General features: G+C 58.9%; 14 protein-coding genes. 12 read left to right on the forward strand and 2 right to left on the reverse strand.

All coding sequences use genetic code 11. The features are described from left to right. The first annotated feature begins 847 nt into the window (after positions 1-847). From dapA to ACO550_RS23425, 12 genes are all read left to right on the forward strand, one after another. Positions 848-1,732 (forward strand): 4-hydroxy-tetrahydrodipicolinate synthase, encoded by an 885-nt coding sequence (dapA, locus tag ACO550_RS23370; RefSeq protein WP_485994963.1) that lies wholly within the window; start codon positions 848-850, stop codon positions 1,730-1,732. Positions 1,733-1,781: 49 nt separating this feature from the next. Further along, entirely contained in the window at positions 1,782-2,951 is a 1,170-nt protein-coding gene (locus ACO550_RS23375; protein WP_315595834.1) for an iron-containing alcohol dehydrogenase, read from the forward strand. Beyond that, positions 2,948-5,290 (forward strand): 4-hydroxythreonine-4-phosphate dehydrogenase PdxA, encoded by a 2,343-nt coding sequence (gene pdxA, locus ACO550_RS23380; RefSeq protein ID WP_315595835.1) that lies wholly within the window; start codon positions 2,948-2,950, stop codon positions 5,288-5,290. Before ACO550_RS23375 ends, pdxA begins: the two co-directional genes overlap by 4 nt. Positions 5,291-5,421: 131 nt before the next feature. Then, a complete protein-coding gene (locus ACO550_RS23385) occupies positions 5,422-6,627 on the forward strand; it encodes a sialidase family protein (RefSeq protein WP_485994964.1) in 1,206 nt (401 codons plus the stop codon). Positions 6,628-6,756: 129 nt separating this feature from the next. Next, complete coding sequence (locus ACO550_RS23390) at positions 6,757-7,539, forward strand: DeoR/GlpR family DNA-binding transcription regulator (RefSeq protein ID WP_315595836.1); 783 nt, start codon at positions 6,757-6,759, stop codon at positions 7,537-7,539. A 27-nt stretch (positions 7,540-7,566) separates the two neighbouring features. Continuing rightward, entirely contained in the window at positions 7,567-8,247 is a 681-nt protein-coding gene (locus ACO550_RS23395) for an SDR family NAD(P)-dependent oxidoreductase (protein ID WP_315595837.1), read from the forward strand. A 370-nt stretch (positions 8,248-8,617) separates the two neighbouring features. Continuing rightward, complete coding sequence (locus ACO550_RS23400; RefSeq protein ID WP_315595838.1) at positions 8,618-10,042, forward strand: sodium:solute symporter family transporter; 1,425 nt, start codon at positions 8,618-8,620, stop codon at positions 10,040-10,042. Positions 10,043-10,207: 165 nt separating this feature from the next. Beyond that, on the forward strand, positions 10,208-11,296 hold the full coding sequence (locus tag ACO550_RS23405; RefSeq protein WP_315595839.1) for a porin: 1,089 nt from the start codon (positions 10,208-10,210) through the stop codon (positions 11,294-11,296). A gap of 34 nt (positions 11,297-11,330) precedes the next feature. Next, positions 11,331-12,305 (forward strand): NAD(P)-dependent oxidoreductase, encoded by a 975-nt coding sequence (locus tag ACO550_RS23410; RefSeq protein WP_315595840.1) that lies wholly within the window; start codon positions 11,331-11,333, stop codon positions 12,303-12,305. A gap of 44 nt (positions 12,306-12,349) precedes the next feature. Then, a complete protein-coding gene (locus ACO550_RS23415) occupies positions 12,350-13,342 on the forward strand; it encodes a tripartite tricarboxylate transporter substrate-binding protein (RefSeq protein WP_315595841.1) in 993 nt (330 codons plus the stop codon). Positions 13,343-13,395: 53 nt separating this feature from the next. Further along, positions 13,396-14,376, forward strand: coding sequence for a tripartite tricarboxylate transporter substrate-binding protein (locus ACO550_RS23420; RefSeq protein ID WP_315595842.1), 981 nt, complete (start codon positions 13,396-13,398; stop codon positions 14,374-14,376). A gap of 32 nt (positions 14,377-14,408) precedes the next feature. Then, a complete protein-coding gene (locus ACO550_RS23425; RefSeq protein ID WP_315595843.1) occupies positions 14,409-14,852 on the forward strand; it encodes a DUF4440 domain-containing protein in 444 nt (147 codons plus the stop codon). 92 nt (positions 14,853-14,944) lie between these two features. Here the strand turns inward: ACO550_RS23425 and ACO550_RS23430 are convergent, their stop codons facing one another. Both ACO550_RS23430 and ACO550_RS23435 read right to left on the reverse strand, forming a co-directional pair. After that, the gene (locus tag ACO550_RS23430; protein ID WP_315595844.1) at positions 14,945-16,000 is read right to left on the reverse strand and encodes a nitrilase-related carbon-nitrogen hydrolase; all 1,056 of its coding nucleotides are present in this window, start codon (positions 15,998-16,000) and stop codon (positions 14,945-14,947) included. Positions 16,001-16,020: 20 nt separating this feature from the next. Then, positions 16,021-17,874: a sodium:solute symporter family transporter gene (locus ACO550_RS23435; RefSeq protein ID WP_315595845.1), complete on the reverse strand. Its 1,854-nt coding sequence runs from the start codon at positions 17,872-17,874 to the stop codon at positions 16,021-16,023. Position 17,875: the final 1 nt, after the last annotated feature.

Below are 17,875 nucleotides of genomic sequence, written 5' to 3' on the forward strand. Positions count from 1 at the left end.
GCTTCCGTCCTTCCTGCGTAGCCCCGTCAAGACGGGTTCACCGGGCGCTTACACCCAATTCACCAATTGGACGAGATCTCACTCCCCGAAGGGTATAAGAAAGCGATACGCGACGCTTATCGCAAGAAGCAATCAGACGCCACCCAACAGGTGAGATGTTTGCCCGGAGATGCGCAGCGGTGAGCGTGGCCTACCGTCCTGCGAACGAGTCAGGGGCGCTTTGGTAGCCACTCTCGCCTTGCTCGGCGTCGCGCATCCAGTCTGGCTGGACACGCCATCATGACGGCTACCCTTTCGCTGCGCGCGATCACGCCGTGACGCGCGACCCGCCGCCGGGCGTGGTGGCGATGCGCGGGCAAGGCGCGCATCGCACTGCACACTGGACAGCGATCGGCAAGTCAATTTGTCGCGCAGGAGTCCTGCCGCAAAGAGTTCGCTGACGACCAGAAACTTGGTGCCTTCGTCCCTCCACTCCGAGCAGAGAAGGCAGTGGGGTTCGGCCGACTTCGTCGGTGAAGTGAATTGTCCACTACTTTAGCTTTCGGCTTAGCGATCCTTTGCGCGCTAGTTTTGCACTATTCGATCACTTTGGTGGCCTGCGGATGCCTTCAAAATGCACATTTTGATCGAAATCCGGGTTTACTCTCCCCAACATTGCGCGATTCGATGACTTATAATGACCGTAACGATCAGATTGCGAGCGTTTCTTTGTTGAAGTAAGCAACATTCTAAAGTTGGCTGATCGAACCGCGCAAAGCGTGGCGGGTGTGGGAAGACACCGCAACAGGCGAAGGTCAGTACCGCCCGTCACGTCATAAGACGCTCACACGTCTCAGGAGACCATTCAATGTCTGTGACCCTCCGGGGGATTGTCCCCGCTCTTATCACTTTGACCGCCGACCAGGACGTTGATGAGGCAGGTTTGCGAAACCTCGTTGACCGCTTGATTGATGCTGGCGTACACGGCCTCTTTGTTCTCGGGACAAACGGGGAATTCATCGCACTGTCCGAGGAAGAGAAGCTGCAGATCGCACGCATCACGGTCGATCAAGCGCGTGGTCGCGTTCCTGTGATTGCGGGTACCGGTGCGTACGCGACGCGTGACGTCATCAAACTCAATGGAAAGATGGCGGATATCGGCGTCGATGCCGTATCGGTCATTACTCCCTACTTTAATGGCGCCACGCAACAGGAACTGTTCACGCATTACCAGCAGATCGCGAACGGGACCGATTTGCCTGTGATGCTTTACACGATTCCGGCCAAGGCCGGAATCACGTTGAACGTGGACACGGTCCGACGGCTGTCCGAGATTCCCAACATTCGAGGAATCAAGGACAGCGGCGGTGATTTCGATCGGTTGGTGCAGCTCATCAAGCTACGCCGCGACGATTTCGCGGTATTCACGGGTACGGACTCCATGATTCTGTGGGCGCTGATTGCTGGCGGTGACGGCGCCGTTGCGGCAACGACCAATGCTGTCCCAAGCGTCGTGATGTCGATCTGGAACCATTTCCACGCCGGAGAGATGGAAGCCGCCCGGAGTGCCCAGGAGTCCTTGCGCGCGCTGCGGGACGCCTTTGCGTTGGGCACGATGCCGGTTGTGCTCAAGACCGCTGCGGCGATGCTCGGCATGCCGGCCGGCCCGGCGCGGGCCCCCGCCCTTCCTTTGGACGCCACTGCTCGCGAGCGACTGGCCCAGGCGATTGCAAACTATCCGCGTGTGAATTGACCGCGCTGCAATGCGCTGGATCCATAGATCGATTGAACTGAGACTTGACATGAATGCTGTCTATCACTTCCAAGGCGTCGAGCACATCGTGCATGGACCGAACAGCCTCGACCAATTGCCCGAAAAGCTCTCGTTGCTCGATCTGGAGATCCGTCGTATTGCCTTCATCACTCAGCCGGTGATGGAAAGCAACGGCGTAGCAGACCGGGTTGTCGCGGCGATGAAGGCGAAGGATATTGACGTGCTGATCGTGCGCGACGTCGAACCTGAACCGAGCATCGAAAACGTCGAGAAAGTCTATCGCGAACAGGTCGAACCGTTCCGACCGGATGTTGTACTGTCGATTGGTGGGGGCAGTGTGCTGGACGCCGCGAAGCTCTTCGCTGTCCGACTCACCAACGAACAGCCCCTGCGGGAGTGGCTGGGCATTGACAAGATCCCGGCGCCGGGTGTTCCGTTGATTCTGGTTCCCACCACTGCAGGCACTGGGTCCGAGGTTACCCCCAACGCAATTGTCACGCTGCCAGACGAAGAACTGAAGGTCGGTATTGTCAGCCGCCATCTCCTGCCGCAGCTTGTCGTACTTGACCCGACACTGACACTGGATTTGCCGAAGCCGATTACCGCGGCAACCGGCATGGACGCGTTCATCCATGCGCTGGAGTCGTACATCTCCACGAAGGCCAATCCGATTAGCGACATGTTCGCGATGGAGTCGATGCGCCTCATCGGCGCCAACTTGATCGAGGCGTACGAGAATGGGAAATCGCTGAAGGCTCGCGAAGCAATGTTGCTCGGCTCGATGTATGGAGGGTTGGCGTTGACCGCGGCGGGAACCGCTGCTGTGCATGCTCTGGCCTACCCACTTGGCGGCATGTTCAACGTGACTCACGGTGTGGCGAATTCGATGCTGTTGCCCCATGTGATGGAGTTCAATCTTGATGCGAGCGTTGAACGTCTTGCGAAAGTTGCCTTTGCGCTCCGGATCGCCCATCACGACGACAACGATGGAGTCGCAGCGGGAAAGCTGGTGGGCCGTCTGCGCGAATGGACGATCGCACTCAATATTCCGCAGGATCTGCGTGAATTCGGCGTGGTCGAGGCACATGTTGATGCATTGGCAGTTGCCGCTTCGAAGGTGACACGACTGCTCGGCAACAACCCCAAGCCGGTAAATCTCGAAGATATCAAGGCGATTTATCGCCGGCTGCTGCCATGAAAAATCGTTCCGCCGTCTGCGCAAAACTGCTTATTCTGGGAGACGATCTGTCCGGAACGGCCGACTGCGCGGTAACAGGCACGCATTGCGGCCTCGGGAGTGTGGTCAGCCTTGAAGTCGACCACACGGCGGAGACCGCTCCCCACAATGACGTCGCCGTGCTGGCAGTCGATACCGACACGCGCCGCCAACCTCCGGAAATGGCTGCTCGTACGAATGTACTGGCTCTGCGTGCGCATGGCGCCGGGAGGCGGCTGTACAAGAAGATTGACTCGACGCTACGTGGCAATGTGGCAGCGGAAGTCGCCGCCCTTGTCGATGTGGCCGGTATGGCCATTGTGGCTCCTGCTTATCCGCACGCCGGACGGACGACGCAAGAAGGCCGGCAGTTCGTTTCCGGTGTTCCGGTTGAAGAGACGGAGGTTTGGAAAAACGAGCAGATCGCGGGGCAGGGCGACGTGTGCGCGATGCTATCCGAGGCCGGCCTACGTGTCGCACGGATTCCGCTTGAAGTTGTGCGCGAGGGAGTGGCTCACACGCGAGAAAGGTTACTGGACCTCCAGGCGGAGAACTTCCAGGCCGTAGTATGCGATGGCGAAAGCGACGAGGACCTGGCGACAGTTGCCGCCGCGTCAGCGAACCTGGACCGCCTCTTCTGGGTAGGATCCGCCGGTCTTGCAAAGCCATTGTTCGATGCACTGTCCATTTCCAAAGACATGCCGTCTGCGGCCGTGTCTCAAGCGGGTTTGACCTTACCTCGGACAACCCACCCAGGCGGTGTCCTGGTGGTCGTCGGCAGCATGTCAGACGTATCGCACCAGCAAATTGCGACGTTACAGAATCACCTCCAGGACTCGCTGGAGAGATTTGAGGTCGATGCGGAACAACTGCTTGATCCCGTTGCCTGGGCAACGCTGCCGCTAACCAATGATGTTACGTATGCATTGATGCGCGGCCATCATGTCGTTGTCAATCTGAGGCAGTCGAATCGCGTGGCGTTTAGCAACGGCGCGTTGCTTGCGCGCCGGTTGGCGGATCGTCTCGCTCCGACAGCCGCGCAGGCCTCGGCGTTAATCGCAACGGGTGGAGAGACAGCACGCGCAATGCTCTCCGCCATGGGTATTGCTCATCTTAAAGTCGTTGAGGAAATTGACCCAGGCGTGCCGTTGTTACTCGCGCAGAGCCGGGAACGGGGTTCGTTTCCGGTCGTCACGAAAGCGGGCGGATTTGGTCGGCCCGAAACCCTGTATCACGCATGGCGACGGCTCGTGGCCATGCAGCACGCGGATGCCCAAGCGCCTCGTCAATTCACCGAAAAGGAAGTCATGACAAATCGTCCTGTAATCGGCATCACCATGGGCGATGCCGCCGGCGTAGGTCCGGAAATCATCATGAAGAGCCTGGCTCACGCCTCGGTGTACGAGGAATGCCGTCCCCTGGTGATTGGTGATGCCAAGCGCCTGGCAGAGGCCGGAAAGCGGTCTGGTGTCACGCTCAGTATTCACTCCATCTCCAGCCCGGAGCAGGCCCTGTTCCATCATGGCGAGGTTGACTGCATCGACCTTCATCTCATCCCCGAAGACCTGCCCTTCGGCAAGCTGTCGGCCATTGCTGGCGACGCAGCGTATCAATACATTGCCCGGACGGTCGAACTCACTTCGGCCGGTCAACTTGACGCCATCTGTACCGCGCCGCTGAATAAGGAAGCGCTACACGCGGGCGGCCATATTTTCCCCGGACACACTGAAATGCTTGCACACCTCACCGGTGTGCCGGAAGTATCGATGATGCTGGTCGCTCCCAAGCTCCGGGTGATTCATGTGACCACGCACATCGGACTTCTGGATGCCATTCGTCGCATTGAGCCTGGTCTGGTGCAACGGACCATTGAGCGAGCGCATGAAACGTTGGTACGTGCAGGCATTTCGGCCCCGCGGATTGGCGTTTGCGGGATCAATCCCCATGCCGGAGAGAACGGACTGTTTGGCTACGGCGAGGAGGAGGAGAAGATTGTTCCCGCCGTGGAACTGCTGCGCGAACGAGGTTGGGACGTCGAGGGTCCGCTGCCCGCGGATACGCTGTTCTTCCGCGCTGGCCGAGGTGACTTCGATGTCGTTGTCGCGATGTATCACGATCAAGGACACGGGCCCGTCAAGGTAATGGGGCTTGAGGCTGGCGTTAATGTCACCGTGGGACTTCCGGTCATCCGTACCTCGGTGGATCACGGTACCGCGTTCGATATTGCCGGGAAGGGCATTGCCGACGAGCGCAGCATGCTTGAGGCACTCAAGCAAGCAAAAGACCTGGCCACGCTACGCGTGGAGACGCAGGCCGCGTAACGGCTGCGGTCCACCCTGCAGGACAGTCTTTCCAAACGTTATTGGCAGGCGATGCAATGCGGCGTCGCAGTTCAACTTTCTGATTGCCGTGTATTTCGGCGACAGTCAGATCAACTCATCAGGATTTCGATATGACCACCCAGTCCGTTATGCCTGCGCAGGCTACCGCGATGCCCGGCAAGCTGCACCACGCTGAAGGCGATGCGGCGCGCACCGACGCCTATCTTGCAGCGGCGACCGTTCAGAACCATGCCTCGAACCTGATCGCGCTCGACAACGGCGACGTGCTTTGTGCGTGGTTTGGCGGTACGCAGGAAGGCGTGCCGGACATTTCGATTTACATGTCTCGACTCGCGAAGGGCAGTTCGGTCTGGACCGATCCGGTCCGGTTGTCAGAAGATCCGACTCGCTCAGAGCAGAACCCCGTGCTGTTTGCCGCGCCGTCTGGGGAGCTCTGGCTTATCTACACCGCCCAGTTGTCAGGGCATCAGAACACGTCAATCGTGCGCCGACGCATCTCGAAGGACAACGGCCAGACCTGGGGAGCGATTGACACCCTCTTCGACAAGCCTGGTACCTTTGTTCGTCAGCCTATTGTTGTTGCCAAGGATGGTGCCTGGCTGTGCCCAGTCTTCCTGTGCCGTGTCGCCCCGGGCGAGCGCTGGTCTGGCAATGACGATATCAGCGTTGTCATGCGGTCTACCGACAACGGCGTGACATGGACCGAGCACGAAGTCCCCGACAGCATTGGCTGCGTGCATATGAATATCCAGCAACTCAACGATGGGTCGTTCGTGGCCATGTATCGCAGCCGGTGGGCGGACAACATCTACCTGAGCCGTTCCAGCGATGGCTGCGTATGGACTAAACCCGAGCCCGTCGAGTTGCCGAATAACAATTCGTCGATCCAGTTCGTCACGCTGAAGAACGGACATCTTGCCTTGGTGTTCAATAACAGCAGCGCGGCGCAGAGTACCGGACGACGTGCCTCCCTCTATGATGACATCGAGGACTCAGAGGACAGCGGCACGCTGGTGACTCAGGCGGTGTCTACGCGAGGTGGTGCCTTCTGGGGTGCGCCCCGCGCACCGATGACGCTTGCCATCTCCACGGACGGCGGACGTACCTGGCCGATTACGCGGAATCTGGAGGTCGGTGACGGCTATTGCATGACGAACAACTCGACTGACAAGCTGAACCGCGAGTTTTCTTACCCGTCCATCGTCCAGTCCGCAGACGGTAAACTCCATATTGCATACACCTATTTTCGCCAGCGTATCAAGTATGTGAGTGTGACGGAAGACTGGGCCAGTGAAGCTGCTGGACTCCGTGCCTGAGCTATAGGTGTGGGCGCGGTTCTACTCTCGGTTCAGAAATGGATAAACTTCCATCGTGCCGGTTTCTCCGCGCTCCCGCTCAGTTCCCATGCTGGCGGCGTTTAACGAACGTTACCATCAAGCGAAAACATGAAAGTTGCCCGCCGCCGCGAGGCGATGCTGAAAGCCGTCCTTTCCGGAATGACTGAAGTGGCCGATTTGTGCGACCACTTCGGCATGTCCGAGGCCACTGTGCGCCGAGACCTGCGGGCGCTGGCGGACGACGGGCTGATTCTACGCACCTACGGTGGTGCCGCTTTCGTTAGCAGCCACGCACCTGAGGAGTCCCTGGAGGAGCGCCGCCAGAGCTTTCAGGCGGAAAAGGATGCGATAGGCGCAGCGGCAGCAGCGCATGTGGTTTCGGGCGACACGATTTTTCTCGATAGCGGTACGACGACGGCAGCGTTGGCTCGCGCTCTCGCCGGCCGTGAAGACATTCACGTCGTGACTAACAACCTCTTGGTCGCGCAGATCCTTGCCCCCACCAAGGTCCAACTCACGCTCATTGGGGGAGAGGTTCGCGGATCGAGTATGAGCACCTTGGGCTCGATGGCCCAGCTGGCGCTGACTCGCATCACGGCGGACAAAGCGTTTCTCGGCGCGGATGGTGTCGTCCTGGGGCGCGGACTGTGCGAGGCGACTTCGGAGCAGGCCTACCTGAAGGAATGCCTGATGCGACAGGCCGCGAGTGTCTTTGTGTTGGTGACGGCTGACAAGCTGAACCGGGATAGTCAGCAGCATTGGGCGCCCATCGAGAAGCCTTGGACATTGATTACAGATGCCGACTCGGAGTACGCAGGGTTGCACGCCTTCGAAAGAGCTGCTGACGTGACGATCGAAACTGTGGCGACGCTCCGTGCGGTTACGCATTAGGTTGGCTTGGCAGAAGCTGGAAATGCAATGACGCGACGAATAATTGTGACCGGAGCCAGTTCCGGGATTGGCCTGGCGATTGCCACCCAACTACTGGGCGAAGGCCTTGAAGTGGTTGGCTTGAGTAGAGGTGATCCGGGCATTGCCGACAGCGGCTTTCAGTTCGTCACTGCGGACCTCGAGAACAATGCTGCCATTGCACAGCTTGCTGACCAGATCGGCGCGGTGGACGGCATTGTGCACGCGGCCGGCTTCATGAAGGCAACCAGGCTCGGTGAGCTCGATCTCGCGAGCGGGGAGGCGATGTGGCGACTCCACGTAGGTGCGGCCGCGGCACTCGCCAATGCATTTGTGCCATCCATGCGCCAGGGTGGCCGCATTGTATTGATTGGTAGTCGGGTTTCCGGAGGCGCTGCGGGCCGCAGCCAGTACGCTGCCGCAAAGGCCGCGATGGTAGGCATGGCACGGTCATGGGCGATGGAACTGGCTCCCCGCGGCATCACCGTGAATGTCGTTTCGCCGGCCGCCACCGAGACGCCAATGTTGCTGGATCCGCAGCGCGCCTCCAGCGCACCTGTTGTGCCTCCTATCGGACGGTACGTAAGGGTCGATGAAGTCGCATCACTCGTAACCTACCTCCTCTCAGAATCCGCAGCCGCCATTACCGGGCAGCAAATCATGGTTTGCGGTGGCAGTTCGCTGACGTGAACGTGTGAACGCGTGAGCGGCTGGCTGACCCGTTTATTGCTGTAATCATCTGGTGGGGCAAATCCAGTCCACACCGCCCCAACTTCAATGCACGTGGCACCCCATCTTCGGGGCACGCCACACGTGCATTCTCGCCATTCATCCCGATGTGCGCAAAACGATCATTCTGTGGTCCATGTGACCAACGGAATCCTTCATTTTGCCCGATTCACTCAGTTTTGAGGGTTAACACTCGTACGTTTTGCCCGAATCGCTGAACTACAATGATTGCATCGGTCATAACAACGCGTCCATGTGATTGATTTCATCAAACACGCGAGTCTGCGGTGATCGAAGCGGTCGGAAAGTAGATTAGAAATCGGAGACAGCAATGAATCAGCTATCGGGGGCGGACACAACAATCATCATTGGCATGGTCGTTGTGTACATCGCCATCACCGCCTGGATCAGCATCAGGCTTCGCAGCAAAACGACCGGTGAATTTATGGTGGCGGGTCGTTCCACACCCGCGGTAGTGATCGCGATTCTCCTGATGTCGGAATACATTGGCGCGAAGTCGACCATCGGCACGTCCCAGGAGGCGTTCAACGTCGGTGTTGCGGCATCCTGGTCCGTCATCTCTGCATCGATCGGCTTCATGCTCTTCGGCCTCTTCATGGCCAAGCGCCTCTACAAGTCTGGCGAGTTCACCATCTCCGGCTTCATCGCGCAGAAATACGGCAAGCAGGCGAAGCTCGTTGTCTCGGCCATCATGATTTACGCGCTGTTTATCGTGAATGTGGGGAACTACGTAAGCGGGGCGGCCGCGATTTCCACCGTGATGCACATCGACTTGCCGGTCGCGGCGCTGATTACCGCAGTGGTAAGCACGATCTATTTCGCTTGGGGCGGGCTCAAGAGCGTTGCCTATGTCACGATCCTCCACAGCGCTGTCAAGCTGCTTGGCATCGGGATACTGGTGTGGGTCGCACTGAGCCTGAGCGGCGGCGTTGCCCCGATGATGCAGAGCATGCCGAAGGAATACTTCACGTGGAGCGGTACGTTGAGTGGCGGCACCATCGGCGCGTGGGTTATTGGTACCGCTGGCGCAATTTTCTCGACTCAGTTCATCATCCAGGCCATCTCAGGAGCGAAGTCCGCCGACGAGGCGCGCAAGGCCACACTGATGGCCGGTGTCCTGTGCGTTCCGGTCGCGATTGCCCTGGGCATCATCGGTGTTGCGGCAAAGTTCCTTTTTCCGGACATCAAAAGTCTCTACGCCTTGCCGGTGTTCCTGCAGCACATGAGTCCTGTGCTCTCTGGCATCGTTACCGTTTCGCTGGTTGCGTCGATTTTCGTTAGCGTTAGCACCGTTGCGCTGGCAATTGCATCCCTGATTGTCAAAGACTTCTATGTGCCGCGCTACAACCCATCGCCTGAGCACGAGTTGCGTGCAACGCGTCTGATTTCGGTTGCCGTTGGATTCCTGCCGCTGGTCTTCGTGCTGTTTGTTCCGCAGATTCTGGCACTGTCCTTTTTCACGCGTGCATTGCGTCTCACGGTGACGGTGGTCGCGCTGATCGGCATCTACATGCCATTTTTCAGCAGCAACCGTGGCGCTGTCTGGGCGCTGATTTCCGCTGCAGTAGCCACCACCGCCTGGTATTTGCTGGGTAATCCATTTGGCATCGACAATATGTACGTTGCGCTTGTCACGCCTGCCATCGTCATGTTGATCGAACGGATTCTCCTCGGTTCGGCTAGCGCCGGTAGCGCTCGGCCGGAACGTGCGAGCGTGGCGCACGGCGATTCTTAAGACCAACGAGCCTGCCGATCCATATTCCGCGCAAGCGGAGCGCGGCGAGCCACCGCGCGCCAGGCCGAAACCGCAGTCGGCTGAAATAGCCACGATAGGGCATCCGGCATCCGGCATCCGGCAACCGGGCCGGGCCCAATATAACCTAAAAAAAGGAGATCCCGTATGAAGCGAAAGCTGTTCCATGGTGCTGTGCTGTCGCTGATGGCATTCGGCGCAAACGCCCAATCCAGCGTAACGTTGTACGGCGTTGTGGATGCCGGTGTGGAGTACACGAACAAGGCGGCATCGACCGCAGCTGGCACGACAGGTAATAGCGCCGTTCGAGTGACTTCCGGAAACCAGTCCGGCTCGCGTTGGGGCTTGCGTGGAGTCGAAGATCTGGGCGGTGGGCTTAAGGGAGTCTTTGTCCTGGAAAGCGGATACAACGTCGATACCGGTACGTCTGCCCAAGGCGGCCGCCTGTTCGGACGCAATGCGTATGTCGGTATGCAAAGCCAATACGGCACGCTGACGTTGGGTCGACATACGACCCCGTTCTTCGACTTCGGCGTTCAGTACGACCCGATGGCGATTGCCACGCGCTACGGCATCGTCGCCATTGCACCGGAGTTCGCTTCACGCGCCGATAACAGCGCGAAGTACATCGGAACATTTGGTGGCTTCACCGTATCCGGACTTTATAGCCTGACCAACAATGGCAACGAGATCCCCGGAAACTACACGAATGGGCGCGAAATCAGTGTGGTGACGAGCTATGCGACGGGCGGTCTGGCGCTGGCTGCTGGTTACGATCAGGTCAACAACACCGGAACCTCCAGCGCGCAAATGATTCGTCGGGCAACGGCCGCTGTGAAGTATTCGCGCGGGCCAGCGGCGGCATTCCTTGGATATCGATGGGCTAACGCATATGGCGGCGCAACTCTCCCCGGTGCAAAGGCCGCCAACGAGGGATCGAACCTCTACTGGGCAGGCTTGGCCTACCAGCTTACCCAAGCCTTCTCGGTCACCGGTGCCACGTACTTTCAGGACTTCAGGAATACAAACGCAGACCCGTGGAACTTCGTTGCGCTCGCGGACTACGCATTCTCCAAACGAACCGATGCCTACCTGTCGCTTTCGTATGTGAAAAACAAGCGAAATTCCAACCTCAGTGTGAATGGATTCAACACCAGCAGTCCGACTGATGGTGCCTTTGTTCAGAACGGAGCCAATCAGTTTGGCGCAACCGTTGGTATCCGCCACAAGTTCTAGCGCGGCTTCTATCGCGTGAGATGTAGAGACTTTCATGACCACCCAGTCCTTTACCGTGCTTGTGACCGCACAGCATCTGGTTTCTGAAGCACAGAAGATTCTGCAAGATGCTGGCGGGCGCATTGAATTCATGGCCGATCCGATTGATGAGGAATCGCTTGCGCGGCGTCTCTTTGACGGGGACATTGATGCGGTGTTGATGCGCGGCTCCAAGCCGTTCACGGCTGGCGTGCTGGCTGCGGCAACGGGGCTGAAAATCATTGCCAAGAACGGTGCTGGAATCGAAAGCGTCGACCTGGAGGAAGCGGCCAGGCGCGGCATTGCAGTAACGGTTTCGGCCGGTGCAAATGCCGATGCCGTGGCAGAGCACGCCATTGCAATGATGTTGTCGCTCGTGCGTGACCTGCCGAAACTCGACAGGACCGTGCGCGCAGGGGACTGGGAGGGCACGGCGTGGCAGGGGCGAGACTTCCGCGCTTCCGTAGTTGGCATTCTGGGCTACGGCAGCATCGGGCGCAGCACCGCCAGGTTGGCAGCCGCGCTCGGCGCGAAGGTCATCGTAATGGATGCCACGCGCGCCGATGCCGACGACTTCGATATGGCGAGCGATCTGGACGACTTTCTGAGGCGCGTTGATATTCTCAGCCTTCACTGCCCCCTTACCGAGCAAACCAGAGGTCTGATCGGCAAGCGGGAACTCGCACTGATGAAGGCGGGGTCCATCATCGTAAACACCGCACGTGGCCCTGTCATCGACGAGGCCGCACTCATCGAGTCGCTCAGAAGCGGTCATCTCGGTGGGGCAGGACTCGACACCTTCGAGATCGAACCCCTACAAGCTGGCAGTCCGCTACGGGAGTTGGCGAACGTCATATTGACGCCTCACGTGGCGGGCGTCACCCGCCAGGCCGCGCTTCACGTCGCCATCAATACCGCAACAAATATCGTGGAGTACCTCGGCGGCCGCGCCTTGCCGCCGGGCAATCTTGTAGCGGGTCCTGGAGTCTGAAGCACCGAAGTTAGCTGTAACGACAAATAACGGAGACAAGAGACATGGCCATTCCTACCGCTTGGCGACGGATGTTCGCCGCTACTTTCACCCTGGTTGCCATCGGAACCGCGTCCACGCATGTTGCACATGCGCAGACCTCGTATCCGAGCAGACCGGTAACCATGGTGGTTCCGTACCCCGCAGGCGGTGCGAACGACATGTTCGGGCGTCTGCTTGGACAGAAGATGGGTGAGTCCCTGCATACCTCGTTCATCGTCGAGAACAGGCCGGGCGCTGGAGCATTGATCGGGGCCTCTTTTGTTGCGCGCGCGCCTGCTGACGGTTACACGCTGCTGCTTGGAGGCCTGGCCACTCACGCCGCGAGTCCGAACCTGCTCAAGGCCGACTACGACCCGCTCAAGGCATTTGAGCCAATCGGCATGATTGGGCGCGCGCCCATTGTCGTTATCACTTCGAACGATTCGCCCTACAAGTCCTTGAAGGAGGTGGTGGAGGCAGCCAGAAAGAATCCGGAAAGCATCATGTACGGGTCCTCCGGCAATGGTTCACCGTTACACCTGGCTGGCGAGCAGTTCCTTGCCATCGCCAAAGTCAAGATGACGCACGTGCCCTACAAGGGCGGTAATGCTCACATCCTCGATCTGCTGGGTGGTCGGATTCCTGTGATCTTCGACACTGCCACCAATGCGATGCCACTTATCAAGGGGGGCAAGGTGCGAGCCTTGGCCGTAGGGACACCAAACCGCTTGCCAGAGTTGCCCAATGTGCCGACTATCGCTGAAGAAGGGTATCCACAGTTCCAGTTCTCGGCCTGGTATGCGCTGTTCGCGCCGGCCAATACACCCAAGGAGATCACGGCCAGGCTTACGGAGGCGTTGGGCAAGGCACTGAAGGATCCGACCGTCGTCAAGAAGTTTGGTGATTTGGGGGTGACGGTCGCCAATCCTGATCCGCAGGAGTTGGCCAAGTTCCTGCCTGGCGAATACGAGCGTATCGGCAGCCTGATCAAGACGGCAAAAATCAAGGCCGATTGAAAATCGATGCCGAGTCACGCGAGTCTTGCAGACTCGGACAGAGGAGACCAGCCATGTCGTTCAAAGGACTCACTCACCATTGGGGCCGCGCCCTTGCTGGCGTAGCCATAGCAAGCGTCTGTACTTCGATATGGGCGCAAACATATCCGTCGAAGGCGGTGAGGGTAATCCTTCCGTTTCCTCCAGGTGGGCCAACGGATACCGTCGGTCGGATGCTTACGCAGAAGCTGACGGAGGAAACGGGGCAGAGTTTTATCGTCGAGAATCGCCCCGGTGGACAAGGTGTTATCGGGGGAGATGCCGTAGCGAAGAGCGCCCCGGACGGTTACACCCTCCTGTTTAGCGCGTCCACATTCACGACGACACCTATGGCCTTGAAATCGACGCCGTACGATGTGGTGAAGGACTTCTCGCCGATTGCACTGATTGGAAAGGGACCGCTGGCCGTTTCCGTGAACAAGAAGCTCCCAATCCGAGACGTAAAGGAGTTGATCTCCTATGCTCAGGCCCATCCTGGCAAGATGACGTTTGCGATCGGATCGCAAGCATCGGCAGGACACTTGTCCACTGAACTCCTGAAGAGGGCCGGCAAGATTGACTACCTTGTCGTTCCTTACAAGGGGTCAGCGCCTGCCTATCAGGATCTTATCGGCGGCGCAATCGACGGCTTCATCGACCCTGTTCTTGGTGCGATGAACTACCACAAGAGTGGCATGGTTCGCGTCATCGCAGTGACGTCAAAGGACCGACTTCCCTCGATGCCGGACGTGCCGACCGTCGGGGAGACCGTGCCTGGCTATGAGTTCTATTCGTGGTACGGCTTGTGGGGTCCTTCGAAACTGCCGCCCGATGTGGTCAAGCGTCTAAACGAGCTGGTGAACAAGGCGCTGAACTCAGCAGACTTGCGCGCCAGACTGGTCGAGCAGGGCTATTTGCTGACACCAGGAAGTCCGGAGGATTTTGCGCGGTTTCAGAAGGAAGACATGGCGCGATCTGCCAAGATCGTTTCGGAAGCGAAGATTCGCGTCGATTGACCTGAGTTTATGGCAGGAGCTGGAGAATGGGAGTGCATCAAGTAGACAAGAGCCCGTCAACATCGGTTACGGAACCCGCAGCAGAGCCGGATTCGGATGCTACCAAGGTATCTGTCACGCTCGAGGGGGCGGTTGAGACGTTGCGCCGCGCATTGGTCGCGGGCGATGCCGATACGCTGAGTCGATTGTTGCATGAACGACTGACGTATTCGCACTCCAACGGCCGCATATGGACGAAGCATGAACTGCTGGAGAACCTCGGCGGCAAGCGACGCTATCTGTCGATCTCGCATTCCGAACAGACAGTTGATGTCGTTGGCGGAGTAGGGGTAGTTCGTCATGTCTACGACGTGGTGAACAATCTCGGCGACGGTAATACGAGCTCCGGCCATTTGGCGGTTCTGCAGTGCTGGATGAAGGTGGAAGCGTCGTGGCAGCTGCTCGCGCGCAGTGGAACGACCTTGCCGGTTCAATGAGCGGCTTGGCATCGGGCTGGTTGCCACAGTCGTCCGCGTAGCCGCCGAACAGCAAGGGTCGTGTGTGACCGGCGCTTATTCCCGAACGTCGATCAAGCCATATCCGCAACCGCTGCCTCGGCGGCGCCGGCTCTTTCACCGCTCGGTTGCGCCCGACCGGCGACCGTCGCCTCGGGCAAGAACTTCGCTGGCGCAAGCCGCCGCCGGTCGATTTCGACGCTGAATATGTCGAAGCGATTGTAATAACCTACGATGTCGTGGAACTGTTTGGGTTCGACGCAGGCGTTGATGTCAAACGTCGCGTAGGCAATGCCTTCCTCTGCTTGCAACGTGTCCCCGATCACTGCACCGGTCGGGTCCAGGAATTGCGTCGCTGCGCGAGGCGTGTTTTCCAGTACTTCAATGGCCCGGCTGTCGCCACCTGCGGCGAGCATGTCGAACATCGTCTTGTTCATAAAGCCGGCATTGAGGATGCCAAATGCCTTGGCTTCGAACGAGTGGCCGCCGGCCCGGATACGATTGGCTGCCAGATTGTCAAAGTTCTGACCTGAGCCGGGCATCCGGGTTGGCCAGATGGCTGGCCATGCAGAGATGTGAATCTGTTCGCCTTGCGCCGCGAGTGCATATCGGGCGAGGGGGTTGGTGTTTTCGCCGCAGATCAGTGCACCAATTTTCCCGATACGCGTGTTGCTTACCTGCAGGCCGTGGCCGTCACCAGGCGCCCAGACCATCTTCTCGTAGAAGGTAGGCACGAGCTTGCGATGGTGGTTGAGGATCGAGCCGTCGTCCCCGATAAGGGCATTGGAGTTCCAGATGCAGCCGACACTGACCTCAGTGCTTTCACTAAACCCCATCGAAACAAACACGCCGTTGCGTCGGGCGGCAGCCTGAATTTGCGCCATTTCCGGGCCGTCGATCAGGATGCTGTTGGACACCATGAGACGGAACCAGTCATGGTTGTAGATCGGCGCCCAAAGTGCTGCCCACACGGGAAAGCCCGGGATAAAGGACTCGGGAAACACCACGAGTTCTGCGCCGTGGCGGGCCGCTTCATCGATGAACGAGATCGCCTTGGCAACCGTTGCTGCGGCATTCATGTAGACGGGCGCTGCATGCACGGCAGCGACTTTGACGATGGGGAGAGTCATGATTGGTCGTTCCAAGGGGATTAGTGCGCCACGGCTTCGGCGGCGCCGATGCCAGTTTCACGCCGAACGGAAAGCTCGGCCCAACGCGATTCAGACAAATGACTGCGGCTAAGCAGGGAGAACAGGATGACAAGCAGGAAGCCAAACGGGATGGAGATGATTCCGGGATTGCGTAGTTCGATAAGCGGCTTCTGCAGACCTGCGATGCTGCGTGCACCATCCGGGATACCTGCCGCAACGGTTTGTGCAGCGGCGCGCTGCGCTACCAGCTTCTGGCGAACATCGTCGTCTTGAGCGTTGGAGATTTGCGTGGAGAGCGTTGCCACGGTCTTCAAGGCAGCCTCTTTTTGCAAGAGCGGATACGTCATGTTGGGCGATATCAGTACCAGCCCAATCGATAGAATGGTTCCCCCCAACACACCGGCGACGACACCAGCGGTATTGCAGCGGCGCCAGTACAGCGTGCAAATCAGGGCTGGCAGATTGGCGGACGCGGCGACCGCGTATCCCAAGCCGACGAGTTGGGCGACGTTCTGCCCCTTGGCAACGATGCCGGCGCCCACGGAGATGACAGCCATGAGAAGCGTGGCTACCCGGGCAGCCCTCACTTGCTCGCGTTCCGTTGCAACACCATTCTTGATGGCGCCAACATAGACGTCGTGCGCAAGTGACGAGGCGGCCGCCAGTGTCAAGCCTGCAACCACCGCCACGATCGTGGCGAATGACACAGCAGCGACGATAGCCAGCATGAAGTTGCCGAGCAGACTGTCGGGGCCACCACCCAGGAACTGCGCCAGCATCGGGGCGGCAAGATTGCCACCCTTGTCCATCGCCAGGATGGCCTTGGGTCCAACGTTAAGTGCCGCCGAGAACCCGATGACGACAATCAGAAGGTGGCACAAGCCAATGGCGAACATTGCGTACAGCGCCGATTTCCGCGCTGCCTTCGCGTTGGGTACCGTGAAGAAGCGCATCAGGATGTGCGGCATTGCGGCTGTCCCGAGCACAAGAGCCATGCCGAGAGAGACCTGTTCGAGAGGATTCTTCAGATACAAGCCCGGTGCGAGCAAACGCTGACCGGCATCGGCCACGCTCAGCGTCGAGGTTCCCGCAACCAGCCCCTGAATGTGCTGCTGGATAGCTGCGTTCGAGATGACCCCGTTGAAGAAGGCTTCGATGTTAAAGCCGTAGGGCAGCCAGGAGAGAACGACGAGGATCAGGCAGAAGCTGATCAGAAGGACCGCCTTGAGAACCTGCACCGAAGTGGTGGCGCGCATACCGCCGAACAGGACATACGTCAGCATCAGGGTCCCGACCGCCATCACCGACAGTTCGTAGGGGATGCCAATCAGTGCACGGACGATGACGGCGCCCCCGACAATCTGCGGCACCATATAGAAAAGCGCGACGAGGATGCTCGATATGGCGACCACCAGCTTGGTTGCCCGGAAGTTGTTGCGGAAGGCGAGTACATCGCCGAGGGTAAATTTTCCGAGATTCCGGCAGGGCTCGGCGATGAGGATGAGAACCGGGATAAACGATACAAAGAAGCCCACCACGTAGCTGATGCCATCCAGTCCGTACAGCGCAATGAGTCCGGATACGCCCAGGAAAGCCGCTGCAGAAAGATAGTCGCCCGCAATGGCAAGCCCGTTCATGCGTGGGCTAATGCCTCCGCCAGCAGTGTAGAAGTCGCTGGCCGTGGAATTGCGGCGGGCGGCGATCCATGTAATTCCGAGTGTGAGCAGGAACAGCACGGCAAAGACGCCGAAAGTCAGCCCGCGGTTGTCGGCGCTTACCAAGGTAGGGGTGTCCGCTAGCGCGGAACTACTGGCAACGGCAAACGGTGTGGCGTAGAAGATTCGCTTGGACATG

The sequence above is a fragment of the Cupriavidus sp. genome, assembly GCF_057315035.1.

Excerpts from the sequence above, each read along its gene's own strand:
- ACO550_RS23395 (WP_315595837.1), top strand. The coding sequence starts at position 7,567 with ATGACGCGACGAATAATTGTGACCGGAGCCAGTTCCGGGATTGGCCTG.
- ACO550_RS23390 (WP_315595836.1), top strand. The coding sequence starts at position 6,757 with ATGAAAGTTGCCCGCCGCCGCGAGGCGATGCTGAAAGCCGTCCTTTCC.
- ACO550_RS23435 (WP_315595845.1), bottom strand. The coding sequence starts at position 17,874 with ATGTCCAAGCGAATCTTCTACGCCACACCGTTTGCCGTTGCCAGTAGT.
- ACO550_RS23430 (WP_315595844.1), bottom strand. The coding sequence starts at position 16,000 with ATGACTCTCCCCATCGTCAAAGTCGCTGCCGTGCATGCAGCGCCCGTC.
- ACO550_RS23375 (WP_315595834.1), top strand. The coding sequence starts at position 1,782 with ATGAATGCTGTCTATCACTTCCAAGGCGTCGAGCACATCGTGCATGGA.
- ACO550_RS23400 (WP_315595838.1), top strand. The coding sequence starts at position 8,618 with ATGAATCAGCTATCGGGGGCGGACACAACAATCATCATTGGCATGGTC.
- pdxA (WP_315595835.1), top strand. The coding sequence starts at position 2,948 with ATGAAAAATCGTTCCGCCGTCTGCGCAAAACTGCTTATTCTGGGAGAC.
- ACO550_RS23410 (WP_315595840.1), top strand. The coding sequence starts at position 11,331 with ATGACCACCCAGTCCTTTACCGTGCTTGTGACCGCACAGCATCTGGTT.
- dapA (WP_485994963.1), top strand. The coding sequence starts at position 848 with ATGTCTGTGACCCTCCGGGGGATTGTCCCCGCTCTTATCACTTTGACC.
- ACO550_RS23405 (WP_315595839.1), top strand. The coding sequence starts at position 10,208 with ATGAAGCGAAAGCTGTTCCATGGTGCTGTGCTGTCGCTGATGGCATTC.
- ACO550_RS23415 (WP_315595841.1), top strand. The coding sequence starts at position 12,350 with ATGGCCATTCCTACCGCTTGGCGACGGATGTTCGCCGCTACTTTCACC.
- ACO550_RS23420 (WP_315595842.1), top strand. The coding sequence starts at position 13,396 with ATGTCGTTCAAAGGACTCACTCACCATTGGGGCCGCGCCCTTGCTGGC.
- ACO550_RS23385 (WP_485994964.1), top strand. The coding sequence starts at position 5,422 with ATGACCACCCAGTCCGTTATGCCTGCGCAGGCTACCGCGATGCCCGGC.